Raw genomic sequence first — 22,034 nt, forward strand, 5'->3', positions numbered from 1 at the left:
AACAGTCGAAATGTCGGGGTCCGTAATCTTCCTCAATCTGGCCGGTGCAGTTGCCCTTCTCTTGTGGGCGACGCGCATGGTGCGCACGGGGGTTGAGCGCGCTTACGGTGCTTCGCTCAAGGATGCGCTGCGCCGCGCCGTCACCAATGGTCCGCGGGCGGCTTTCACGGGCTCCATGCTGGCGGTGGCCTTGCAGAGTTCGACGGCGGTGGCTCTCATCGTCTCCGGTTTTGTCGCCGGCGGGCATGTGGAGGCCGGGCTTGGCATTGCCGCCATTCTTGGCGCGGACTTGGGCTCGGCGCTGGTCACGCGGCTCCTTCGTTTCGACCTTTCGCTTCTCATCCCCGTTCTGCTTCTTGCCGGCATGGTTGCTTTCCGCGCAAGCGAGGCGCGCGGCTGGCGGCAGGGTGGGCGCATCATGCTCGGCCTCGGCCTTCTGCTTTTGTCGCTGAAGCTGATTGGCGAGGCTTCTCAGCCCCTGCGGGAAAGCGAGATCCTGCCGATCGTGCTTGGATATCTTTCGCGCGACTGGATCACGGCCTTCCTTCTTGCCGCGCTCATGACGTGGCTTTTCCACTCGAGCGTTGCCGCGACACTGCTTGTCGCTTCCCTTTGCGACCAGCATCTCATTCCAGTCGTGCTGGCGGTGCCGGTTGTCCTTGGCATCAATTTCGGCGGCGCGATCATCGCGACGGTACTGACGCGGGGGATGGAACGGCGGGTGCGCATCGTCCCGTATGGAAATATCGCCATTCGCGGCATCGGCGCGCTCGGGCTGCTGGCCGTCCAGTTCGTCGTTGGCTTCGATCCGGCGCGCCTTGGGCCCAACCTCGGCGACACCGTCGTTTTGATGCACATCGCCTTTAATGCGGGTGTGGTGGTCTTCGGTGTGCCGCTGGCCCGCTTCCTGCCCGGCATAATCGAGGCGGTCCTGCCGCCGCAGGCGGCACCCGCCGAAATCGGCAACGGACGTGTGACGGCGCTCAACGAGGCGGATCTCGACAAGCCGACGCTCGCTCTCGCCAATGCGTCGCGCGAGCTTCTTTCGATGTGCGAGCGTATCGACCTGATGCTCACCCGCGTGTTCGAACTTTTCCGTCATCCCGACCAGGCCGACCTCAATGCGCTTCGTCAGCTCGATGATCAGGTCGACGTAATTCACGCCGACATAAAGTTCTACCTTGCCCGCATTCCCGATGAATTGCTCGACCGCAAGACGCGCGGGCGCCTGAACGACCTTCTGGGCGCTTCCATCAAGCTGGAGCAGATCGCCGATATCGTCACCAAGAGCATGGCGGCCAAGGTTCAGAAGATGAGCGACCGCGGAATAGAGTTTTCAGTAGAGGGCTGGAAGGACCTTTCCGCCTTCCATGACGAGGTGGTGAAGAACGCCCGCCTTGCCTTCAACGTCCTGGTCTCCAACGACGTGGAGACCGCGCGTCAGGTCGCCAATCAGAAAGAGGTTATCCGCAAGATGGAGCAGGAAAGCGAATCCCGCCATCTTGCTCGCCTGCGCGAGGGCCTTGCCTCCAGCCGCGAGACGAGTTCCGTCCACATCGATACGATCCGCGATCTTAAGGAAATCAACTCCCTGCTCGTTTCGATGACCTATCCGGTGCTTGAAGAAGCCGGCATGCTGCGCGGAACGAGGTTGCGCTAATCCCTGCGGTCCGCCCTTCAGCGGCGGCGCGAGTAAACGGGTTCGGAAAGGCGGTCGTAGCGGCGGTCGGCCTCCATGCGTTCATGAAGTTCCTCGAGAACTGCCGGATCTGTCACTTCCACAAGTGAGCCTGGTGCTGCGCGCCTGAAGGCGTAGCCGAACAATATCGCCAGGCTCCACGGTGTCCCGCTCAACAGTTTCATCGGTTTGGTCCTCAGCCGGTGTGCGTGCCGGTGAAAGGCCACCGGTGCGTAACTTTATTTAGGACCGTCCGGGCAAGCCCGCTGTGAAGTGTTTCACAACCCGGCTCCTCCGCATCTTTAAACAAGGGGTGGTTCAGCGCTCGTCGGCGGGCGCCTGCAGAACTTCGCGTAATCTGCTCAGATCGGGAATTGTAATCGTGCCACCGTCAATCGTCACAAGCCCGCGCTGGCTCAGGCCGGAAAGGGCCTTGTTCACCGCTTCGCGGCTTGCCGCCAGCATTTGCGCAAGTTCGGTTTGTGAAAAGCGTCGGTGGAAAGTTGCGCCGCCATCGCAGAGCGTGGCATGGGCAATCGCAAGCTCAAGCAGCTTGGCCGCCAGCCTCTGTCGCAGGTCGAAAAAGGCGAAATTGCTCAGGTCCTCGGTGTTGCGTCTCAACCTTTCGCACAGAAGCTCGATGATATGGCGGGAGAGTATGGGTTCCGCGTCGAGCAGACGCACGAAATCCGGCCGCGAGAGAAACAGCATTTCGGAAGGCTCGAGCGCGGTCGCATTCGCCGTGCGCGGCAGCCCGTCCAGCAGGGCGATTTCACCCAGCGCGTCTCCGGGCTCGATGAGGTTGATCGTAAGCTCCCGCCCGTCTTCGCTCGATATCCAGATGCGGACAAGGCCGCTTCGCACGATGTATAGCCCGTTCGCCTCGTCGCCCTGTTCGAAGAGTTGCTGGTTCCTCTGGAACCGTACGGGCAGGGTCACGCGCGCAACCTTCGCCAGGATGTCGTGGTCGAGGTCGGCAAACAGGAAACATTCGCGCAAGGCGGCTTCGCGGGCTTGATGCGCGCCTGTGATGGTCATGGAACCTCTCGCTTGGCCGGTCAGGCCTGGGATAAATGGCCAATACGGATTTTAGGGTCTGGACCCTGGAGCCGGGTATGTTTTTCGCAGAGGATGATATACGTTTAAGTGACTTAACGTAAATTTCTTCAGGCCACGGTGCAATCGTGGTGCACGCGATGGTGCGAATGAACCGTCGGGCAAAGCATGGCGGACCTTCGCGGAAGCGGCACCCGTTTGCAAGGGAAATGAATTTCCTGGAAAGGGCAAGGCGATGACCTGGTGTTGCACGGCCCCTGGCGCAGTCCGCCTGGTTGCGGCCTTTGTCTTCGCGCTATCGGCGGTGTTCGGCTCGCCCGCGGCAAATGCGGCGGACCGCGTATGCTCGGTGGAGCGTTTCGTTGGCCGTGACGTGCAGGTACGTTCGAGCGGCGGCTGGCACACACCGGCCCCGGATGAGGTTCTGACGGTTTCCACGCGGATACGAACCGGCCCAGCGAGCCGCCTTCAGGTTGCCTGCGACGACGGAACGACGGTCACCATCGGCCCTTCGTCTCTCGTCGATCTCGGTACGCTCGTCGGACCGCGCGAGGAAAGTATCCTGATGCGCATCACGAACGGTATCGTCGGGATCGTGGCTCCGACGCGGACGTGGTCGAGTTTCGGCGTACGTGCGCCCAACCTCATTGCTTCCGTCCGCTCGACGACCTGGCTGGTCGAGGCCGCACCCTCGCGAAGCAGTTGTTTCGTTCGCGAGGGCCGGGTTGCGGTAACGACCAATCCCGGGGCCGGCTATTCGCTGGGCCCCGGCGACGGCATCGATGTCGGTGATGCCGGCCAGACGCCCGGCGTACGCCAGTGGGGCGCCGCGCGGATTTCCGAAACAAGGGCAAGGCTTGGTCTGAATTGGCGGTAAAGCGTAATTCGCGCAGATCTCCCGGTCGGCTGACACTGCTTGCGCTGGTGCCGGTTCTGATGGGCGCGCTTTTGATCGCCTGGTGGCATCCAGGCGTTGCCGGTTCGGCTTTGAGCGGCGTGGAAGGCCGGCTTCTCGATTTGCGCTATCACATTCGCGGGCCCCTGCCACCCGGCGGCGACGTTGTCATCGTGGCGATAGACGATGCGACGATCGATCGTCTGAACCGGTTTCCGGTTCCTCGGGAAGATATCGCGAGGGCCGTCGAACACGTGACGCACGCGGGCGCGAGGGCGATTGCCGTCGATCTCCTCCTCCTCCAGCCTGGCGAAGGGGCGGCGGCGGGCGATGCGGCCCTTGCCTCCGCGATCGGGGCTGCGGGAAATGTGCTGCTTGCCATGACCGGCACTTGGGAGACGCAAGCCGGCGGCGATCCGCTTGCCGACCTTGATGCCGCCGCGCGCCAGGCGCTGGCGACAAGCGCATTCGACATCGTCGTTTCCAGCGGCGGGCGGGATATGGCGCCGCCCTCGCGTCTGCTTCTTCCGCTGGCCGATTTTTCGGCCGTCGCGCATCTCGGGCATGTCAATATCGCGGGCGAAAGTGATGGTGCGCTTCGGCGCATGCCGCTTGCGCTCAATCTGGGCGATGATCTCGCGTTGCCTGCGCTTCCGCTCGCCGCGGCACGTGCATATGCGGATCTGGCGCGCGGAGAACTGGTTTATGAGAGGCCAGGCAGGATCGTTTTCGGCGAGAGGCGCGTGGCGACGGATCGCTTCGGCGCGCTTGCGGTGAACTTTCGCGGCCCTGCCGGCACCGTTCCAACTCACTCCCTGATAGACGTGATCGAGGGAAGGGTTCCCGCTGGAGCGATCGAAGGAAAGCTCGTCTTCATCGGCGCAACGGGGCTCGGCACGGGAGATACCTTTGCAACGCCCTATTCCGATGCGCTTCCGGGGGTTGAAGTGCTTGCCAGTGTCGCTGGAAACATCCTCTCAGGCACCGAGTTGCGACGCGGCGGCCAGGCCCGCGCGCTGGATCTTCTGTTCGCCTTGCTCGGTGCGGTTTTCGCTTTTCTCGCGGCCAACCGGCCGAACCTTCTTGCCGCATGCGTCGCGACCCTTGCCCTGTGGAGTGCGCTTGCGGCGCTGATCCAGTTCGCCTTCACGCTGGGCGATTTCTGGATCGACGCCACGACCGTCTTTCTCGCTCTGGCGGCCTCCACCTTCGGCACGTTTTTCGCGCGTATTTTCCTGCAGAAGCGCATTTCGAACCGGCTCGTTTTCGAGCGTGACAACCTTGCGCGTTATCATTCCCCGTTTCTGGCGGAATCGCTTGCCCGGGACGAGAAGCCCAGTTTCGATGACAGGGCGCAGGCCGCTGCCGTCGTCTTCGTCGACGTGGCGGGTTTCACCAGCTTGAGCGAGACGCTGGGCCCCGCCGGTACGGTCGGGTTCCTGCGCCGCATTCACCGTGTGTTCGAGGCTTGCGCGCTTCACAACGGTGGCGTGATAGAGCAGTTCATGGGCGACGGGGCGATGATCGTCTTCGGCCTGCCCGAACCCGGCCCCGCCGACAGCGTTGCGGCGATGATTTGTGCGCGCGAGCTTCTTGACGGGCTTCAAGGCTTCAACGCAGCGGGTGAGGGGGAAGCGCCGCTTCCGGTGCAAATTCGGGTGAGCGTTCACTTCGGCGATGTCGTTGCCGCGGTCCTTGGCGGCAGCACGCAGGGGCATGCCACGGTTGCTGGCGACACCGTCAACGTCTCAAGCCGCCTGCAGGAAATCGCCAAGGAGCACAAGGCCGCGTTCATCGTTTCCGATGCGGTGCGCAAGGCGGTGATCGATGCCGGTCGGGAAGATCTGCTGTCCGGGCTTGAACCTCTGCCGGGCCTTTCCGTGCGCGGCCGCCAGGGGCTGATAGACGTATGGGTGTCGGGCGCCTGACGATTGCGAACGGTCCAGCCGCCTGTGAAACGCTTCACAGCGGTGCATTGCCCAATTCTCTACATGATCTCCTACGCACGCCGCGTAGAAAAGCGGCGATGGAGTTCGACTGGAGACGCCCGAAATGACGACGTACAGAAACAATCTGCCGCAGCTTGAAGAGGTTTTTTTGACCGATGGCGGTATTGAGACAAGCCTGATATTCCTCGACGGGATCGACCTGCCGTATTTCGCGGCCTTCGACCTTTTGAGGAATGAAGAAGGGCGCGAGGCGCTTCGCCGCTACTATCGCCGCTATATCGATATAGCGAGGAAGCGCGGGGTCGGCTTCATTCTGGAAAGCGCCACCTGGCGTGCAAGTCCCGACTGGGGGGCGAAACTCGGTTACACGGGTGAAAGCCTCGCCAAAGCCAATCGCGACGCGGTCGCGCTCCTGGTCGAGCTTGGCCGGGAAGCCCGTCACGCAAAGCCGATGGTCGTCAGCGGATGCGTCGGGCCGCGCGGCGAGGGCTACGACCCGGGCGAGGCGATGACGGCCGACGAGGCGGAGGATTATCATTCCTTCCAGGTCGGAACCTTCGCGAAAACCGAGGCGGACATGATCTCGGCGATCACGATGACCAATGTGCCGGAGGCGGTTGGCGTCACTCGTGCGGCGGCCAGGGTCGGCATGCCGGTTTCCATCTCCTTCACGCTGGAAACGGACGGCAAGCTGCCCACCGGCGAAACGCTGGAGCAGGCGGTTCGCGATGTGGATGACGCAACGGACGGCGCAGCGGCCTATTTCATGATCAACTGCGCTCACCCGGCCCATTTCGACAGGGTCGTCGCGGAAGGTGGCGACTGGCTGAAGCGGATCGGCGGCCTGAGGGCGAATGCCTCCAGGCGCAGCCATGAAGAACTCGATGCCGCGCCCGATCTCGACGATGGCGACCCGGTTGAACTTGGCCGGCAGTACCGCGATCTCAGGAAGAGCCTGCCCAATATGAACGTTTTGGGCGGCTGCTGCGGGACGGACCACCGGCATATCGAGGAAATCTGCCTTTCCTGCACCTGAAACGGGCGGCGACCCTTGGGAAGACGAAAAGCCCGCGCCATCCGGCGCGGGCGTATTCGTCGGCATCATTTGACCATGGTCAAATCACCCGCGTTCCCGTGCGGCTATCTTGCGGTTCAGGTCAGGATATTCGCATGGGGAAGATCATGGACTACGAAGCCCGTTTCGAGCAGGCGGTCGCCGCCGTCAGGGACGAAGGCCGCTACCGCGTCTTTGCCAATCTGGAGCGGATTGCGGGCCGCTTTCCCCATGCAATCAACCACGGGCCGGGCAAGCGCGATGTCGTCGTCTGGTGCTCGAACGATTATCTGGGCCAGAGCCAGAACCCGCTCGTGGTCGAGGCGGGCGTCTGCGCGCTTCGCGAGATGGGGGCGGGCTCCGGCGGCACGCGAAACATTTCCGGCACGCATCGCCTGCACGGCGAACTGGAGGCCGAGCTTGCCGACCTTCATGGAAAGGAGGCGGCGCTTGTCTTCACATCCGGCTATGTCTCCAATTCCGCGACCCTTTCGACACTCGGCAAGATCCTGCCGAATGCGCTGATCTTCACCGACGAGTTGAACCACGCATCCATGATCGAGGGGATCCGTTTTTCCAGATGCGAAAAGCGCATCTTCCGCCATAACGATCTGGGGCATCTGGAAACGCTGCTGAAATACGCCGAGCCGGACCGGCCGAAGATCATCGCCTTTGAGAGCGTCTATTCCATGGATGGCGATATCGCGCCCATCGCCGGGATTTGCGATCTCGCCGACAAATACGGCGCCATGACCTATCTCGACGAGGTACATGCCGTCGGCCTTTACGGTGCGCATGGCGGTGGCATTTCGGAACGGGACGGCGTTGCCCATCGCCTGACGGTGATCGAGGGTACGCTTGCAAAGGCGTTCGGCTGCATGGGCGGTTATATCGCCGGTTCCTCAGCCCTCGTGGATGCGATCCGCAGCCATGCCTCCGGCTTCATCTTCACGTCCTCGCAGCCGCCTGCGACGATGGCCGCCGCCCTGGCAAGCGTGCGCTATCTCAAGACCCATCACGAGCTCCGCATCAAGCATCAGGAACGCGCTGCGGAAATGAAAAGGCGGCTTGCCCGCGCCGGCCTGCCCGTCATGGAAAGCGAAACGCACATCGTGCCGCTCCTCGTAGGTTGCCCGGTTAAGGCCAAGCACTTGACGGACATGCTGATGGAAGAGCACGGTATCTACGTTCAGCCGATCAATTTCCCCACAGTGCCGCGCGGGACCGAGCGCCTTCGCCTGACGCCGACGCCGTTCCATGACAACGCACTGATGGACGACTTCGTGAAGGCCATCGTGGACGTCTGGAGCAAGGTCGGGCTCCATCGGGAATACCGCCGGGCGGCGTGAATATCAAACGGGCGGCTGTGCTGCGTGAGGAATCAGCCCCTGCGGGCTTCGGCCTCGGCTATGCCTTTTTCCACGAGCGGCGCAAGGTCTTGCGGAAGCGGCAGGGAAAGCGCCGTTTCCCGCGCCTTGTCCGACATCTTCACCCATGTGCGGGCAATGATGCCGACGATTTTTTCCGCCTCGTGGTCCTTCGCGAAATCGGCGAAATAGTGCTCCATGAAGACGAGGCAGGCGATATCTTCCAGCAGTTGCGCGTCCGGATCGCGCTTCAGCCGCTCTTTCCGCACGATCGCGCCGACGCGTTCAGCATCCTCGTCCGTATAGCCCGAAGCGCGCATGATCTCGCCGACGCGCGCCGCGTGGCGGCGTTTTTGTTCGTTGCGCCAGTTGTGATAGCCCTGCTTGCCCATCGGAAATTCAGATCTGGGCAGTTTGAAGCGCTCCAGATGCTGGGCGCGCACGGCGATCTTCACCAGTTCGTTCGCTCCCGGCGCGAATCGGTTAAGCCATTCCGACATGCGCTCGCCGTAGACTACCTCCGCCGGTCGCCTCTCGCCGTTCACGTCGATATGGTGCGGGTCTTGCCCATTCGCCGCGTCTATCGCCGCGAATGTTTTCTCCAGCCGCTCGTTCATGATCCGCCTTTCCGGATAAATCGCTCTGCCTGTCATGCCGCGCCTGTCACACTCCTGCAAGCGGATCGGCTCCGAAAAGGACGAGATGCAGGCCGCCGAGAAGCGCCGCCACCGCGGCAAGGCCCGCAATCAGGCCCAGGGCATCCCAGATACCGAAAAGCGAGAGGAAGGGCCGCGTTTTGCGTGCTCTTGTAATGTTTTCGATCAGTTGACCGCGCTCCTCCGCGCCCAAGCGCCTTGCAATGCGGCGGTTGACGATCGCCGGGCCGAGTGCTGCGAAGAGCGTCATCGCGCCGAAGAGCACCACGAGCACGACATCACCGTTGATGAGCAGATGCCCGGTTCCCCAGAGCAGGAAGCCGGTCAGGACGGGATGGCGCAGATAGGCGGTGAGGCCGGGCCGGGCAGGGTCGAAGCGCGCTGAATTGAGCGAGATCGACAGCGGATTCGGGCGAATGAGGCCGAAGGTGGCGATGAGAATGCCGAGCGAGGCAAGGAAAAGGGCGGGATGCCAGGCCCATTGCGGCTGGCCCCAAAGCTCCACATAAGGCGCGTTGAGGGCGGCCCATATCACCCAGGCCAGGAGCGAAAGCGAAAGCGCGCTATAAGCGGCGAGATATCCGCGCAGGCCCATCGCGCCGACAAGGGCTGCGCGAACCGGCTTGATCGCCGGGATCGAGTGGGCGGCGAAGAATGCGGCGATTGCGGCAAGGAAGGATATCATGAATTGGCTCCGGGGGAGTTTAACCCGCTGATCCTCAAAAACCTCGCAGCGGACGTGAGCGCGTTCGACGGACGGCGTCAAGCGCCTCACGGTGAAGCTCACGAACGTTCACGCGATTCTCATTCGTCTCAAGAGGCCGTTGCGGGAGATTATCGCCGCCGAAAGGGCGGGGCAGGCCGTCGGCTTGCCCGCGCATGGTTTGAATTCGCCGTTCCCCGAAGGCCTGCGATCCTTTTACGGATTTGCAGCGTATTCGCAAATGCGGAACGGCATGAACGGAGTAGGTTTGGCATGAGACAGCTTTTTGCCGCGGTGATTTTTCTGTTCGGCGTTGCAAGCGCCCACGCCGTCGAGGCGGTGAATATTCCGCTCTTTGACCAACCCAAGGACGTGAAGCAGTTCGTCTTCATGGATGGCGAGGGCAAGGAAAAGACCCTTGCCGACTACAAGGGCAAGGTTGTTCTCCTTAACGTTTGGGCGACCTGGTGCAGCCCCTGCCGCCGGGAAATGCCGCTTCTGGACAATCTCCAGGCCAAGCTCGGCAGCGACAAGTTCCAGGTTCTGGCGCTGTCGGTGGATCGCGGCGGCAAGCCGAAGGTCGACGCCTTCTTCGAGGAATTCGGCATCAAGTCGTTGCCGGTTCTGACAGACCCTTCAAACAATGTGGCGAAGTCGTTCTTCATGTTCGGTCTGCCGGCGACGTTCTTTCTCGATGCCGAAGGCCGCCAGATCGGCAGCTACATCGGCGAGGCCGATTGGGACAGCCCCGAGTTCATCGCTTTTTTCCAGGGTATCATCGACGCGCAGGGCTGAGGTTTCCTGAAACCCTAACGCGGACACGCCGGGTAGCGTCCGCTATCCGGCGTATTGCTTCAGGCGGGTGAAGCTCATGGAAATATGCGAGCGGCGGATGTGGCCGACGGCGGAAAGATCGCCGATCTCGATGGCGGCAAGAATATCCGCCACCTCGCGCGTGAAGATGGCGATTTCGTAGGCAAGGTCGAGTCTTGAAATGGATTTCAGCCAGATACGCGTGGTCTGGTAGTAGAGACGTTCCGAAATTTCTCGAAGCGGTTCGTTCTCCGTCAGTTGCAAAAGTGCGTTGAAGACTTCCATGTTCAGCTCCGCAAACGCCCGTGGGTCGGGTTGCGACTGCAGTTCGCCTCCTCTTGCGAGCAGGGAGCGGAACTCCGCGATGAGGTTGTCATCCGGTTCGACGGGCGAAAGCTTGCCGAAAAGCTCGGCAAGTTCCATGCGCAATTGATAAACCTGCGTCAGCGCGGCGATTTCCACATCGGTGACGATGGTGCCAACCCCTTGCAAGGACTGGACAAGGCCTTCGGCTTCAAGCTGGGCCAGCACGCGCCTCAGCGGCGTCCGGCTGACGCCGAATTCTTCAGCCAGCGCCTCCTCGCCGAGCCGCGTTCCCGGAGCATAGTCGAGCAGGCAAATGCGCGTGCGAAGCGTGTCGTGAAGCCGCTTGAACCGGGCCCGCGCCGCGCTTTGTTTCACTTCATCTCCTGCCTTGCCGACGGTTTCCTCCATGGCTCAGGACGTGAGTTTGCCGCCGAGCTTGCGCAACATGTCGAGGCAGGCTTCCATCTGCTTGACGCTCACGTATTCGTCCGGCTTGTGCGCCTGCTCGATTGAGCCCGGGCCGCAGACCACGGCCGAAATTCCCTGCGCCTGGAAGAGGCCGGCTTCAGTGCCGAAGGCAACCACATCGGCGCTGTTCGCCCCGGTCAGTTCGGAAACGATCCGCCGGGCCTCGTTGTCGCCAGCGGGCTCCAGTCCTTCCACCTCGCCGATGACATGGGTCACGATATCCGCATCCTTGGAAACCGCGCGCATGGTCGGCAAAAGAACGTCTTCGCAGTATTCGCGCAAGTGCGCCTTCACGAAATCCGCGTCACCGGTCACGACAGGGCGCATTTCCCATTCCACAGTGCAGTGGCTGGGGATGACGTTGCGCGCCTGTCCGCCCTCCATCAGGCCCACCTGCAGCGTCGACCATGGCGGATCGAAACGGCTGCCGGCGGGCGCGCGTTTTTTCAGTTCGTCCTGGAGCGCCATCATGCGCGAGATGTAACGCACGGCATATTCCACCGCGTTGACACCCCTGTCGGGTCCCGATCCATGTCCGGCAAGCCCGGTGAACTGGGTGGTATATTCGTAACAGCCCTTGTGCCCCTCGATGATGCGCATGTCCGTCGGTTCGCCGATGATGGCAATGGAGGGCCGGATATCCATCCCCTTCAGTTCGTCCACCAGCTTGCGCGCGCCGAGGCAACCGACTTCCTCGTCATAGGTGAAGGCGAAGTGGACCGGGCGTTTCAGCTCAAGCCCGGCATAGTGCGGCGCCATCGCGAGCGTTGCCGCGATGAAGCCCTTCATGTCGCAGGCGCCACGCCCGTAAAGCTTTCCGTCCGCTTCCGTCATTGCGAAAGGGTCGCTCGTCCAGTTCTGGCCTTCCACCGGCACGACGTCCGAGTGGCCGGACAGCACGATGCCCCCGTCCTCCTCCGGGCCGAGGGTGGCGAAGATGTTCGCCTTGTGGCCCGTCTCGTCGCGCGACATCGTGATGCGCGCACCGCAATGGGCCAGCCGGTCGGCGGCATAGGCGATAAGTTCCAGGTTGCTGTCCGCCGATACGGTCGGAAAGGCGATCAGGTCGCCCAGGATCGCCTTCGTCTCCTCGATCATGGCCTAGTCCTAGTCCTTGACGAAAAGCTGGCGCGGCCGGTCGCAAAGGCACTCGGCCGGTCCGTCCGGCGTGATGAGGATGCTCTCGGTAATCTCAAGCCCCCAGTCCTCCATCCAAAGGCCCGGCATGAAATGGAAGGTCATTCCAGGCTCCAGAACCGTTTCGTCCTCAAGGCGGATGGAGATCGTCCTCTCACCCCAGTCGGGCGGATAGGACAGGCCGATCGGATAGCCGGCGCGCGCCGCCCTGTCGATGCCGGCGCGCTCCAGCGGGATCGCCAGCGCACGGGCGACATCTGCGGCCATGTTGCCGGCGCGCGCGGCTTCAAGGCCGGCTTCCAGTCCCTCGATCAGCGCCTTTTCGGCGTCGAGAATATGTTGCGGCGGCTTGCCGAGGTAGATCGTGCGGCAGAGCGGCGCGTGATAGCGCCGGTAGCAGCCGGCCAGTTCGAAGAACGTTCCGGCGTCCTTCTGGAACGTGCGCCCGTCCCATGTGAGGTGCGGGGCGGCCGCGTCCGATCCGCTCGGCAGAAGCGGCACGATGGAGGGGTAGTCGCCCCAACCGTCGCCCACGCCTCGTATCGCATCGGCATAGATCTCGGCAACGAGGTCGTTCTTCTTCATGCCCGGTTCGATGCGCTCGAGCACCCCGTCGAACACCTTTTCGGAGATGCGCGCCGCCTGGCGCATGAAGACGATTTCCTCGTCGGATTTCACCGCCCGCTGCCAATTCACCATCGCTGTGGCGTCGACGAAATAGGCATCGGGCAATTCTTCCTGAAGCGTGAGATACGCCTTGGCCGAGAAGTAGTAGTTCTCAAGCTCAAGCCCGATGCGGCTTCCCCCGTATCCCTTGTCGCGGATGTGGGCGGCCAGCATCTCCATCGGGTGGCAGAGCGTCGACTGGACGTAGTGGTCGGGATACCAGGACACGCGCTCGTCCTGCATCCACACGGTGCGCACGGCGCCGTTCGCGTCCTGGCGCCGGCCCCACCAGATCGGTTCTTCGTCGTGGAACACCAGGACGCCCTGGTGGACGTAGAACGACCAGCCGTCGTAGCCGGTCAGCCACGCCATGTTGGCCGGGTCTTCTATGAACAGCAGGTCTATTTCCTGTGCGGCCATGGCCTCGCGCACCTTGGCGAGGCGGCGTTCATACTCGGCTTGCGAAAAGGGAAGCTGCGACGCGGGCATTGATCCTCCTGACATGAAACGGGACGCGCCGTGACCGACTCTTTCAAGCGGCCCTGATTTTCGATGGATGTGAGCGCTTTTGCCGGCTCTTGCCAAGTCCTGGCCGGAAAAATCGGCTTACCGCTCTATTTGTATACATCTATGCGGCAAGCCAATAGCTTAAAAGCGACATTCCAAGGTCGCATGCGTTGACATATCGTCATTTAACGCAATGCTGTACACAACCGCGCTGATGGCGCGGGTTTTCCATCACCATAAAAAAGGGGATAAGCACATGAGGCGTACGTTCTTGAAAGGCATTCTCGCCGCCGGTGTCGCAGCCGTCACCTTTGGTGCGGTATCGGTTCAGGCCGGTCCGCTGATGGAGCGGATCGAAAGCGGCGAAACAATCCGTCTGGGCTTTGCCAACGAGGTTCCCTGGGCCTATCCGGGCGAGAACAACAAGCCGCTCGGCTTCGTCAACGCCTATACCATCGGCGTCCTGAAGCAGATGGGCTATGACAATATTGAGCCGGTCGTGACCGAATGGGGAGGGCTCATTCCGGGGCTCAAGGCCAATCGTTTCGACCTCATCACCGGCGGCATGTACATCCTTGAAAGCCGCTGCGAGAACGTCGCGTTTTCCGAGCCGATGGGCCGGTTCGGCGATGCCTTCATCGTCGCCGAGGGCAATCCCAAGGGCATCGAGAACTATCAGGATCTGAAGGAAAAGGACGCGCTCTTCGTCACGGGCGCGGGGTACAACACCGTCGAGGCCGCCAAGAAGGAAGGCGTTCCGGAGGGGAATATCCTGACCGTTCCCGGACCGACCGAAATTCTCGCCGCGGTCAAGGCGGGCCGCGCGGATGCCGGCGGCGTGACCTATTTCACGGCGCTCAATCTTGCCAAGGAATCGGAAGACGAGGTTGACGTGACCGATCCCGGCGCATTGCCCGACTGGACGCTGAACTGGGTCGGTATCGCCTTCCGCGACGCCGATCAGGACTTCCTCGACAAGTTCAACGCCGCCCAGAAGGAATATCTGGGGTCTGCCGACATGCTCGGCACGGTGGCGGAATACGGCTACACCGAATCCCAGCTTCCGGGCGACGTGACGACCGAGTGGGTCTGCTCCAATCGCTGACGCTGGCGGTTTCGCGGGCGGGCTGCGGACGTAGCCCGCCCGGTCTTCTTTCCTGAAAATCAATCTTCGGAACCCCGGCATGAGCTACCTTGAGTTCCTCGCCGAGTTCGGTCCCCGTTTCGTCGATGGCTCGGTCGTTACCGCCATGCAGACGGTGCTGGCCGCTGCGCTTGCGATAGCGATCGCCGTGGCGATGGGGCTGATGCGGCTTTCCAGGAGTGTGCCCGTCAGATGGTTCGCGACGGTCTATATCGAGATCTTTCGCGGAACGTCCCTTCTGGTTCAGCTTTACTGGATCTTCTTCGTGCTGCCGCTCTTCGGCATCTCGCTGGAAAAGTTCACCGCCGGTTTCGTGGCGGTGGGCATGAACCTCGGCGCCTATGGCGCGGAGCTTGTGCGCGGCGCGATCCTCTCCGTGCCCAAGGGCCAGTGGGAGGCGGCGCTGGCGCTCAACATGTCGCCCGCCAAGAGGATGATCAGGGTCATCTTCCCCCAGGCGTTCCTCAACATGCTTCCTCCTTGGGGAAACCTCCTGATCGAGCTTTTGAAAGGCACGGCGCTCGTCTCGCTGATTTCCGTCGCCGACCTAATGTTCGAATCCAAGCAGATCAATTCCACCACCTTCCTGTCCGCTCAGGCGTTCGGCACGGCGCTCGTCATTTATTACGTGATGTCGCGCTTCGTCATCACGCCGTTCATGCGCTGGCTTGAGCGCGTCATGGCGCGCAAGATGGGGAGGGCGTGACAAATGTTCGACTGGCGATGGGACTTCACCTTCGAAATATTGCCCCGCCTGTTGTTGGCGACCGTCAACACGCTCATGGCCGCCGGCGCCGGCTATGCGATAGCCGTCGTGCTCGGCCTCGTGCTTGCGCTCGCGCAGCGCACGCCCTACCGCGCACTTACCTATGCGGTGCGCGAACTCGTGGAGTTCATCCGCTCCACGCCGCTGGTGCTGCAGATCTTCTTCGTCTTCTATGTCGGGCCGCAGTTCGGCATTCGGCTTGCGCCCTGGACGGCGGGCATGATCGCCATCGGCCTGCATTACGCGGCCTACCTTTCGGAGGTTTACCGCGGCGGGCTTGAAAGCGTGCCCAAGGGCCAGTGGGAAGCCTCGCTTGCGCTCAACCTCAGCCCCGCGCGCACCTATTTTCGCATCATCATCCCGCAGGCGCTGCCGCCGTCGCTTGCCGGCATGGGCAATTATCTCGTCGGCATCTTCAAGGATACACCGATGCTGTCGGTGATCGGTGTCGCCGAGCTCATGCACACCGCCAATGCGATCGGCTCCGAAAGTTACCGTTTCCTCGAGCCCTATACGCTCGTTGGCGTAATATTCCTTGCGATCTCCCTGCCGACCGCCGCCCTCATCAGGGTCTTCGAGGCCTGGGTGCGCAGACAACTCGGAATGAGCTGATGACAAAGGAAACCCTGTCCGATTTTCCGCTGGAGCTTGAGGGTGCGGATGTGCCCATGGTCCGCTTCAGCAAGGTCACAAAGCGCTACGGCGACCTCACAGTGCTCGATTCGCTCGATCTTGATGTCGCCGAGGGCGAGATGGTGACGATCATCGGGCCATCCGGCTCCGGCAAGACGACCGTGCTTCGCATGCTGATGACGCTTGAAACGATCAACGAGGGCGTCATCTATGTGGATGGAAAGCCGCTCACCCACATGCCGGGCAACGGCGGGCTCGTGCCTGCCGACAATCGCTATTTGCGGAAAATGCGCGCCAATATCGGCATGTGTTTCCAGCATTTCAACCTGTTCCCGCATATGACGGCGATCGAGAACTGCATGGAAGGCCCGGTACATGTTCTGGGTCTGCCGAAGCGGGAAGCGCGCGAACGCTCCGAGGAGCTTCTGGAGATGGTCGGCATGGCCGACAAGCGTGACCAGCATCCCTCGCGCCTTTCCGGCGGCCAGCAGCAGCGCGTGGCGATCGCGCGCGCGCTCGCAATGCGGCCCAAGGTGATGCTCTTCGACGAGGTGACGTCGGCTCTCGATCCGGAGGTGATAGGCGAGGTGACGAACGTCATCCGCAGGCTTGTGGCCGAGCATAACCTGACGATGCTCATGGTCACGCACCAGATGGGCTTCGCGAAGGATATTTCGGATCGCGTGTGTTTCTTCTTCGGTGGCCGGATCGAGGAGCAGGGCAAACCGGAAGATCTTTTCGGCAATCCGCAAAGGGAGCGCACGCAGCAGTTCCTGAGCGCGGTGAAGGAAGCCTCCTGATGCTTGACCTCGCCGATATTCTTGCCGCCCGCAATACGATTTCCGGCACGGTCGCGCGTACGCCCCTCGTGCCATCGCTTCACATGAGTTCCGTCGCCGGGCAGGACTTTCTTCTTAAGCTAGAGAACACGCAGCCCATTGGGGCTTTCAAGCTGCGCGGCGCGGTCAACGCCGTCTTCAACCTTGGCGAGGGGGCCAGGGGCGTAACCTGCTGTTCCACCGGCAACCACGGGCGCGGCGTGGCTTATGCTGCGCGCGCCAAGGGCATTCCGGCGGTCATATGCATGTCCTCGCTCGTGCCGCAAACAAAGGTCGACGGCATCCGGGCGCTGGGCGCGGATGTGCGCATTACCGGCAGAAGCCAGGACGATGCGCTTGCCGAAAGCCTCAGGCTTTGCGAGGCCGAAGGCCTTACCGAAATCTCGCCGTTCGACGATCCTTACGTGATCGCAGGGCAGGGCACCATCGGGCTTGAACTTTTCGAGGATCGGCCGGATCTCGACACCATCCTCGTGCCCCTTTCGGGCGGCGGGCTTGCCGGCGGTGTCGCGCGCGCGGCCAAAGCCATCAGGCCGGATGTGAAGGTCATCGGCATTTCGATGGACCGGGGGGCTGCCATGCACGCCTCGCTTCTTGCCGGCCATCCGGTGGAGGTGCAGGAAGTGGCAAGCCTTGCGGATTCGCTCGGCGGCGGCATCGGCCTGGAAAACCGCCTGTCCTTCGCCCTTTGCCGGGATTACCTCGACGATGTCGTGCTGGTTACGGAAGAAGAGATCTACCGCGCCATGCAGACGCTTTACTACGAGGACAGGATCGTGGCGGAAGGTGCTTGCGTCGTCGGCATCGCCGCCATGCAGTCGGGCAAGCTGCCGAAGCCGAAAGGCCCTGTCGCCACCATCGTCACCGGCCGCAATGTCGATATGGAAGTCTTCACGCGTGTCGTCACGGGGCAGGACGTGACCCTGGGCGATCTTACCATCAAGGGACGGCGCTATGGCGCATGACATCAAGATCCTGACGGAAACCGAACTTCGCGAGGCGGTGAAACTCGACCTTGCGGCCATCGACGTGGTGGAGCATGCCTTTGCCGCGCTCGCCACCGGCAAGGTCGTCATGCCGCCGATCCTTTCCATGGCGATCGAGGAGGCGAATGGCGAGGTCGACGTCAAGACGGCCTATATTCCGGGGTTTGACGGTTTTGCGATCAAGGTCAGCCCCGGCTTTTTCGACAATCCGAAGCTGGGTCTCCCAAGCCTCAACGGGCTGATGATCCTGTTTTCGGCGAAAACCGGCCTCGTGGAAGCGCTCTTTCTCGACAACGGCTACCTGACGGATGTTCGCACGGCCGCCGCCGGGGCCGTCGCCGCGCGTCACATGGCGCCCGAAAATGTGGAAACGGCAGGCGTCATCGGTACGGGCGTGCAGGCGCGCCTGCAGATGGAGGCCGCCCATCTCGTCCGTCGCTTCTCGCGCGTGCTCGTCTGGGGGCGTGACATGGCGAAAGCGGAAGCCTGCGCCAGAGACATTGCCGAAACGCTCGGCATCGAAGCGCGGGCGGAGGCCGATCCCGCCCGCCTTGTGGCCGAAAGCCAGCTTGTCGTGACGACGACGCCCTCGCGTGAGCCTGTCTTCAAGGCGGATTGGCTGCATCCGGGCCTTCACGTCACGGCGATGGGGTCCGACCAGGGCGAGAAGAACGAGATCGAGCCGCGCGCCCTTGTCGATGCGAGCGCCTATATCTGTGACCGGGTCAGCCAGTGCGAGGCGCTGGGCGAGCTTCGCACGGCGATTGCCGCCGGGCTGTGGAGCGGCGACATGCCTGCCGAACTCGGGGCCGTCGTTACCGGCGCGGTTCCCGCGCGGCGCTCGGCTGAAGACATCACGATTTGCGACCTGACGGGCACGGGCGCGCAGGATACGGCGATCGCCACTCATGCGCTGCAATGCGTGGCCTCCGTCGGCGCGGGTACGACCATACGCGCCTGAGGGCAGGGGCTTGCGGTGTTGAGGGCTCAACGATGTATGCCAACCCGTTTTCCGATGAGGAGCTTGCCCGCAGGCACGCCGCCGTGCGTGAGCGAATTCAGGCGCGCGACCTCGATCTCATCATGCTGTCGACGCCGGAAAATATCTTTTATCTCACCGGCCTCGACCATTGGGGCTACTTCGCGCCCCATCTGTTGATCGTCCCGGCGGACGATCAGATGGTGCTCATCACCCGCGCCATGGAGCGGGTCACCATCGCCCATCAGGTCAGGAACGCTCTCTTCGAGGGCCATTCCGACAGCGAGACGGCGGCCGACATGGCCGTGCGGCATCTCCAGAACCGGCCAACGGCACAGCGCCGCCAGCGCGAAACACTGGAGCAGGCGGAAGATGTGATCGCCGCCCTGCCGGGCCGCGCCCGGCGCATCGGCATGGAAACATGGTCCGCCGGCCATTCCTACGGTTTCGGCCGCGCCTTGCGCGACAGCCTGGAGGATATCGAATGGGTCGATGTGACCGGTCTTGTCGATGAGTTGCGGCTCGTGAAATCTTCAGAAGAGCAGGAGATGATGCGCCGCGCGGCGCTTGCTGGCGATGCAGGCACGCAGGCCGCTATCGCCGCCATTCATGACGGCGCGTCCGAAATGGACGTGGCGGCGGAATGTCTTGCCGCGATGACGCGCGCCGGCGGCACGCCGCCCGGCTTCGGCCCGTTCATTCGTCCGGACGCGCGCATGGCCGAAGAGCATACGACTTGGGGTCAGGGCGTTTACCGCGCCGGAGAACGCGTGTTTCTGGAAATCGCGGGTTGTGTCGCCCGTTACAACGCCCCGCAAGGCCGTCTCGTCCATATCGGCGGGGTGCCTGACGCGGATGCCGAAATGGCGGAGATCGCGAAGTCGGCGTTTCAGGCGATCCTTGACGGGCTTCGCCCCGGCGTCAGGGCGCGCGATGTTTATGCCGCCTGGCAGCATGTGGTGAATGACGCCGGCATGCCGCATTACCGGCGCCACCACTGCGGGTATCTGGTCGGCATCGGCTTTCCGCCGTCGTGGACCGGGGGTAACCGTGTAACGGGGCTTCGCCACGACAGCGATCTTGAGATCAAGGAAGGCATGACCTTTCACGCCATGTCCTGGTTCACCGAGACCGGGCGGGGAAATTTCTTCGTCTCCAACACCGTTCTCCTCGCCCCGGAAGGTGCTGAGGTGCTGACAAAGACGCCGCCGGGGCCTACAGGTGTCTGAACGCAAGCATGATCCGTTCGGAAAGGCGCGATGCTGAGGCTCGACGACCGCGATATTCAGATATTGAAGGTGCTATCCGCCGAGGGGCGGATTTCCAAGGCCGATCTCGCGCGCCGGGTGAACCTCAGTCCCAGCCCTTGCTGGGAGCGGCTGAAGCGGCTTGAGGAAGCGGGCGTCATCGTCGGCTATCATGCGGAAGTGTCGCTCAAGAAGGTCGCCCCGCATGTGGTCGTTTTCGTCGCGGCCGAGCTTGAAAGCCATCGCTCGGAAAATTTCCAGGCGTTTGAGCGTGCGGTCCAAAAACATGAGGAAATCGTCGCCTGCTGGGCGCTTGGCGGCGGCTTCGACTATCTGTTGCAGATCGTCGCCCGCGATATCGACAGCTATCAGCGCCTGATCGACCAGTTGCTGGACGCAAACCTCGGGCTCGTGCGCTACTTCACCTATATCGTTACGAAGCCGGTGAAGAGCGGAAACGTCATGCCGTTCGAAACGCTTCTGCCGGACATCGGAGGAGCGGGGTGAGCGCAGAACAAACCACTCTTTCGCCCGATCAATAAAGCCGATCCTTCGGCCAGAGGCCCGAACTTCGAAAAAACCGTCTGCGGAAAACCGCTTACCTTCCCGCCAACTCGACAATAAGGGAGCGGGGACCATGTCCGTTGCGCAGATGACCGCAGCCTCGCGGATCGCCGATCCGCGGCTTTTCCGCCAGTTTTCCTATATCGACGGCAAGTGGACGGCCTCGGAGAGCGGCGCGTCGATCCGCGTCACCAACCCTGCCGACGGCGGTTGGGTCGGTGAGGTGGTGAGCTTGTCGGCGCAAGAAAGCTCCGCCGCCGTCGATGCGGCGCAAGCGGCGTTTCCCGAATGGGCGGCCCTCCTGCCGCAGCAGCGCTCCGCGATCCTTCGCCGCTGGTATGAGCATCTGATCGAAAATCGCGAGGATCTTGCCGTCCTCATGACGCTTGAGCAGGGCAAGCCGATTTCCGAGGCGCGCGGCGAAATCGACTACGCCGCCTCTTTCATCGAATTCTATGCGGAAGAAGCCAAGCGCCCGAATATCGAGGGCGTGACTTCGCATCTGCCCGATGCCGAGGTTGAGCTCTGGCGCGAGCCTGTCGGCGTCGCGGCTCTCGTCTGTCCGTGGAATTTCCCCTCCGCCATGATCACCCGAAAAGCCGCCGCGGCCCTTGCCGCCGGCTGCACCGTCGTGGTGCATCCCTCGCATGAAACGCCGTTTTCAGGGCTTGCACTTGCCGAACTGGCGGAGCGTGCGGGCATCCCGAAGGGCGTCTTCAACGTCGTCACGGGCAACGCCGCAACCGTCGTCGAGCCCTGGACGAAGGACGCCCGCGTGCGCGCCTTTTCTTTCACCGGGTCGACACCGGTCGGCAAGCTTCTCTATCGCCAGTGCGCGGAAACGGTGAAACATCTGGTGCTGGAGCTTGGCGGCCATGCGCCATTCATCGTCTTCGCCGATGCCGATCTCGATCTTGCGGTGGAGGAAGCGGTCAAGGCGAAATTCGCCACCTCCGGTCAGGATTGCCTTGGTGCCAACCGCTTTTTCGTGGAGCGTAGCGTATATGACGAATTCTGCGAGCGTTTCGCCGAGCGCACGGCCGAGCTTTCGGTGGCAAACGGCCTTGAGGATCCGGACATCGGCCCGCTCATCAACGAAAAGGCGGTGAAAAAGCAGGAGGAGCATGTCGCGGATGCCATCCAGCGCGGTGCGAAGCTGCTCGCCGGCGGCAAGCGCCATCACGCAGGCGATCTCTTCTTCGAGCCGACGGTGATCGGCGATGTTCCCTCGGATGCCCTCATCATGCATGAGGAAACCTTCGGCCCCGTCGCGGCAGTCGCCCCTTTTGACACGGAAGAAGAGGTGCTCAAGCGCGCCAATGACACCGAATACGGCCTGATCGCCTATCTGCACACGCAGGATCCGCGCCGCATCTACCGCGCAAGCCGCGCCTTGCAGTTCGGCATGGTCGCCGTCAACCGCACGAAAGTTACCGGCGCGCCGATCCCCTTCGGCGGGTTCAAGCAGTCGGGCCTGGGGCGAGAAGGCGCGCGCCTCGGTCTGGAGGCTTTCACGGAAGTGAAATACGTTTGCCGCGACTGGGCGTGACTAGAGCGCTTTCCTGCCGGACGGGATCGTCCGGTCGATAAGAAATCGCTCCAGATTCAATGTCTTGAGCAT

At 62.4% G+C, this 22,034-nt stretch carries 22 protein-coding genes; 15 read left to right on the forward strand and 7 right to left on the reverse strand.

Translation table 11 applies throughout. The features are described from left to right. The first annotated feature begins 10 nt into the window (after nucleotides 1-10). The gene (locus tag HPQ64_RS07360) at nucleotides 11-1,660 is read left to right on the forward strand and encodes a Na/Pi cotransporter family protein (RefSeq protein ID WP_172887715.1); all 1,650 of its coding nucleotides are present in this window, start codon (nucleotides 11-13) and stop codon (nucleotides 1,658-1,660) included. Between the two features lie 17 nt (nucleotides 1,661-1,677). On the opposite strand, the gene HPQ64_RS07365 is transcribed toward HPQ64_RS07360, so the two are convergent. Together HPQ64_RS07365 and HPQ64_RS07370 are read right to left on the reverse strand one after the other, a co-directional pair. After that, nucleotides 1,678-1,863, reverse strand: a complete 186-nt coding sequence (locus HPQ64_RS07365) for a hypothetical protein (RefSeq protein ID WP_172887716.1) — start codon at nucleotides 1,861-1,863, stop codon at nucleotides 1,678-1,680. Between the two features lie 133 nt (nucleotides 1,864-1,996). Then, complete coding sequence (locus HPQ64_RS07370) at nucleotides 1,997-2,716, reverse strand: Crp/Fnr family transcriptional regulator (RefSeq protein WP_172887717.1); 720 nt, start codon at nucleotides 2,714-2,716, stop codon at nucleotides 1,997-1,999. A 253-nt stretch (nucleotides 2,717-2,969) separates the two neighbouring features. Between HPQ64_RS07370 and HPQ64_RS07375 the strand changes: the two genes are divergently transcribed. The 4 genes from HPQ64_RS07375 (at nucleotide 2,970) to hemA (ending at nucleotide 7,981) form a co-directional block, all read left to right on the forward strand. Continuing rightward, on the forward strand, nucleotides 2,970-3,611 hold the full coding sequence (locus HPQ64_RS07375; RefSeq protein ID WP_172887718.1) for a FecR domain-containing protein: 642 nt from the start codon (nucleotides 2,970-2,972) through the stop codon (nucleotides 3,609-3,611). After that, nucleotides 3,602-5,557 (forward strand): CHASE2 domain-containing protein, encoded by a 1,956-nt coding sequence (locus HPQ64_RS07380; protein ID WP_172887719.1) that lies wholly within the window; start codon nucleotides 3,602-3,604, stop codon nucleotides 5,555-5,557. The genes HPQ64_RS07375 and HPQ64_RS07380 overlap by 10 nt, the downstream gene beginning before the upstream one ends. Before the next feature lie 124 nt (nucleotides 5,558-5,681). Beyond that, nucleotides 5,682-6,614, forward strand: a complete 933-nt coding sequence (locus HPQ64_RS07385; protein ID WP_172887720.1) for a homocysteine S-methyltransferase family protein — start codon at nucleotides 5,682-5,684, stop codon at nucleotides 6,612-6,614. Between the two features lie 146 nt (nucleotides 6,615-6,760). Further along, nucleotides 6,761-7,981: a 5-aminolevulinate synthase gene (hemA, locus tag HPQ64_RS07390; RefSeq protein ID WP_172888557.1), complete on the forward strand. Its 1,221-nt coding sequence runs from the start codon at nucleotides 6,761-6,763 to the stop codon at nucleotides 7,979-7,981. Between the two features lie 32 nt (nucleotides 7,982-8,013). Here hemA and HPQ64_RS07395 read toward each other — a convergent pair whose 3' ends face one another. Both HPQ64_RS07395 and HPQ64_RS07400 read right to left on the reverse strand, forming a co-directional pair. Next, nucleotides 8,014-8,616, reverse strand: a complete 603-nt coding sequence (locus HPQ64_RS07395) for a DUF4202 domain-containing protein (RefSeq protein WP_172887721.1) — start codon at nucleotides 8,614-8,616, stop codon at nucleotides 8,014-8,016. A gap of 46 nt (nucleotides 8,617-8,662) precedes the next feature. Then, nucleotides 8,663-9,340 carry an NnrU family protein gene (locus tag HPQ64_RS07400; RefSeq protein ID WP_172887722.1) on the reverse strand — a complete coding sequence of 226 codons (678 nt, stop codon included), beginning with the start codon at nucleotides 9,338-9,340 and terminating at the stop codon, nucleotides 8,663-8,665. Between the two features lie 291 nt (nucleotides 9,341-9,631). Between HPQ64_RS07400 and HPQ64_RS07405 the strand changes: the two genes are divergently transcribed. Further along, the gene (locus tag HPQ64_RS07405) at nucleotides 9,632-10,153 is read left to right on the forward strand and encodes a TlpA disulfide reductase family protein (protein WP_172887723.1); all 522 of its coding nucleotides are present in this window, start codon (nucleotides 9,632-9,634) and stop codon (nucleotides 10,151-10,153) included. A 42-nt stretch (nucleotides 10,154-10,195) separates the two neighbouring features. On the opposite strand, the gene HPQ64_RS07410 is transcribed toward HPQ64_RS07405, so the two are convergent. Genes HPQ64_RS07410 through doeA form a run of 3 tightly spaced genes read right to left on the reverse strand, consistent with a single transcriptional unit; the run spans nucleotide 10,196 to nucleotide 13,237 of the window. Beyond that, nucleotides 10,196-10,852 (reverse strand): GntR family transcriptional regulator, encoded by a 657-nt coding sequence (locus tag HPQ64_RS07410; RefSeq protein WP_343035942.1) that lies wholly within the window; start codon nucleotides 10,850-10,852, stop codon nucleotides 10,196-10,198. Between the two features lie 36 nt (nucleotides 10,853-10,888). Beyond that, nucleotides 10,889-12,043 (reverse strand): acetylornithine deacetylase, encoded by a 1,155-nt coding sequence (gene argE, locus HPQ64_RS07415; protein ID WP_172887725.1) that lies wholly within the window; start codon nucleotides 12,041-12,043, stop codon nucleotides 10,889-10,891. Nucleotides 12,044-12,052: 9 nt separating this feature from the next. Continuing rightward, on the reverse strand, nucleotides 12,053-13,237 hold the full coding sequence (gene doeA / locus HPQ64_RS07420; RefSeq protein WP_172887726.1) for an ectoine hydrolase DoeA: 1,185 nt from the start codon (nucleotides 13,235-13,237) through the stop codon (nucleotides 12,053-12,055). A gap of 274 nt (nucleotides 13,238-13,511) precedes the next feature. On the opposite strand from doeA, the gene HPQ64_RS07425 reads away from it, so the two are divergent. The 9 genes from HPQ64_RS07425 to HPQ64_RS07465 all read left to right on the forward strand — a co-directional run bounded on the left by HPQ64_RS07425 (nucleotide 13,512) and on the right by HPQ64_RS07465 (nucleotide 21,962). After that, on the forward strand, nucleotides 13,512-14,360 hold the full coding sequence (locus HPQ64_RS07425; RefSeq protein WP_172887727.1) for a transporter substrate-binding domain-containing protein: 849 nt from the start codon (nucleotides 13,512-13,514) through the stop codon (nucleotides 14,358-14,360). A gap of 79 nt (nucleotides 14,361-14,439) precedes the next feature. Then, nucleotides 14,440-15,105 (forward strand): ectoine/hydroxyectoine ABC transporter permease subunit EhuC, encoded by a 666-nt coding sequence (ehuC, locus tag HPQ64_RS07430; protein WP_172887728.1) that lies wholly within the window; start codon nucleotides 14,440-14,442, stop codon nucleotides 15,103-15,105. Nucleotides 15,106-15,108: 3 nt separating this feature from the next. After that, nucleotides 15,109-15,777 (forward strand): ectoine/hydroxyectoine ABC transporter permease subunit EhuD, encoded by a 669-nt coding sequence (gene ehuD / locus HPQ64_RS07435; protein WP_172887729.1) that lies wholly within the window; start codon nucleotides 15,109-15,111, stop codon nucleotides 15,775-15,777. Next, a complete protein-coding gene (gene ehuA, locus HPQ64_RS07440) occupies nucleotides 15,777-16,598 on the forward strand; it encodes an ectoine/hydroxyectoine ABC transporter ATP-binding protein EhuA (protein WP_246270364.1) in 822 nt (273 codons plus the stop codon). The genes ehuD and ehuA overlap by 1 nt, the downstream gene beginning before the upstream one ends. After that, nucleotides 16,598-17,602: a hydroxyectoine utilization dehydratase EutB gene (eutB, locus tag HPQ64_RS07445; RefSeq protein ID WP_172887730.1), complete on the forward strand. Its 1,005-nt coding sequence runs from the start codon at nucleotides 16,598-16,600 to the stop codon at nucleotides 17,600-17,602. Before ehuA ends, eutB begins: the two co-directional genes overlap by 1 nt. After that, a complete protein-coding gene (locus tag HPQ64_RS07450; RefSeq protein ID WP_172887731.1) occupies nucleotides 17,592-18,584 on the forward strand; it encodes a cyclodeaminase in 993 nt (330 codons plus the stop codon). Before eutB ends, HPQ64_RS07450 begins: the two co-directional genes overlap by 11 nt. Before the next feature lie 32 nt (nucleotides 18,585-18,616). After that, nucleotides 18,617-19,831, forward strand: a complete 1,215-nt coding sequence (locus tag HPQ64_RS07455) for a M24 family metallopeptidase (RefSeq protein WP_172887732.1) — start codon at nucleotides 18,617-18,619, stop codon at nucleotides 19,829-19,831. A gap of 30 nt (nucleotides 19,832-19,861) precedes the next feature. Further along, nucleotides 19,862-20,356, forward strand: a complete 495-nt coding sequence (locus HPQ64_RS07460) for an Lrp/AsnC family transcriptional regulator (protein WP_172887733.1) — start codon at nucleotides 19,862-19,864, stop codon at nucleotides 20,354-20,356. 130 nt (nucleotides 20,357-20,486) lie between these two features. After that, the gene (locus tag HPQ64_RS07465) at nucleotides 20,487-21,962 is read left to right on the forward strand and encodes an NAD-dependent succinate-semialdehyde dehydrogenase (protein ID WP_172887734.1); all 1,476 of its coding nucleotides are present in this window, start codon (nucleotides 20,487-20,489) and stop codon (nucleotides 21,960-21,962) included. Nucleotides 21,963-22,034 lie beyond the last annotated feature (72 nt).

This window comes from Hongsoonwoonella zoysiae, assembly GCF_013266695.1.
Taxonomy (GTDB): domain Bacteria; phylum Pseudomonadota; class Alphaproteobacteria; order Rhizobiales; family Stappiaceae; genus Hongsoonwoonella; species Hongsoonwoonella zoysiae.

Bases quoted from the DNA above. Each gene is read 5' to 3' on its own strand.
- argE (WP_172887725.1), bottom strand. From the start codon at position 12,043: ATGATCGAGGAGACGAAGGCGATCCTGGGCGACCTGATCGCCTTTCCG.
- hemA (WP_172888557.1), top strand. From the start codon at position 6,761: ATGGACTACGAAGCCCGTTTCGAGCAGGCGGTCGCCGCCGTCAGGGAC.
- HPQ64_RS07455 (WP_172887732.1), top strand. From the start codon at position 18,617: ATGTATGCCAACCCGTTTTCCGATGAGGAGCTTGCCCGCAGGCACGCC.
- HPQ64_RS07425 (WP_172887727.1), top strand. From the start codon at position 13,512: ATGAGGCGTACGTTCTTGAAAGGCATTCTCGCCGCCGGTGTCGCAGCC.
- HPQ64_RS07375 (WP_172887718.1), top strand. From the start codon at position 2,970: ATGACCTGGTGTTGCACGGCCCCTGGCGCAGTCCGCCTGGTTGCGGCC.
- HPQ64_RS07360 (WP_172887715.1), top strand. From the start codon at position 11: ATGTCGGGGTCCGTAATCTTCCTCAATCTGGCCGGTGCAGTTGCCCTT.
- HPQ64_RS07460 (WP_172887733.1), top strand. From the start codon at position 19,862: ATGCTGAGGCTCGACGACCGCGATATTCAGATATTGAAGGTGCTATCC.
- ehuA (WP_246270364.1), top strand. From the start codon at position 15,777: ATGACAAAGGAAACCCTGTCCGATTTTCCGCTGGAGCTTGAGGGTGCG.
- HPQ64_RS07385 (WP_172887720.1), top strand. From the start codon at position 5,682: ATGACGACGTACAGAAACAATCTGCCGCAGCTTGAAGAGGTTTTTTTG.
- HPQ64_RS07465 (WP_172887734.1), top strand. From the start codon at position 20,487: ATGTCCGTTGCGCAGATGACCGCAGCCTCGCGGATCGCCGATCCGCGG.
- HPQ64_RS07450 (WP_172887731.1), top strand. From the start codon at position 17,592: ATGGCGCATGACATCAAGATCCTGACGGAAACCGAACTTCGCGAGGCG.
- HPQ64_RS07370 (WP_172887717.1), bottom strand. From the start codon at position 2,716: ATGACCATCACAGGCGCGCATCAAGCCCGCGAAGCCGCCTTGCGCGAA.
- ehuC (WP_172887728.1), top strand. From the start codon at position 14,440: ATGAGCTACCTTGAGTTCCTCGCCGAGTTCGGTCCCCGTTTCGTCGAT.
- HPQ64_RS07365 (WP_172887716.1), bottom strand. From the start codon at position 1,863: ATGAAACTGTTGAGCGGGACACCGTGGAGCCTGGCGATATTGTTCGGC.
- eutB (WP_172887730.1), top strand. From the start codon at position 16,598: ATGCTTGACCTCGCCGATATTCTTGCCGCCCGCAATACGATTTCCGGC.
- HPQ64_RS07400 (WP_172887722.1), bottom strand. From the start codon at position 9,340: ATGATATCCTTCCTTGCCGCAATCGCCGCATTCTTCGCCGCCCACTCG.
- HPQ64_RS07395 (WP_172887721.1), bottom strand. From the start codon at position 8,616: ATGAACGAGCGGCTGGAGAAAACATTCGCGGCGATAGACGCGGCGAAT.
- HPQ64_RS07405 (WP_172887723.1), top strand. From the start codon at position 9,632: ATGAGACAGCTTTTTGCCGCGGTGATTTTTCTGTTCGGCGTTGCAAGC.
- doeA (WP_172887726.1), bottom strand. From the start codon at position 13,237: ATGCCCGCGTCGCAGCTTCCCTTTTCGCAAGCCGAGTATGAACGCCGC.
- ehuD (WP_172887729.1), top strand. From the start codon at position 15,109: ATGTTCGACTGGCGATGGGACTTCACCTTCGAAATATTGCCCCGCCTG.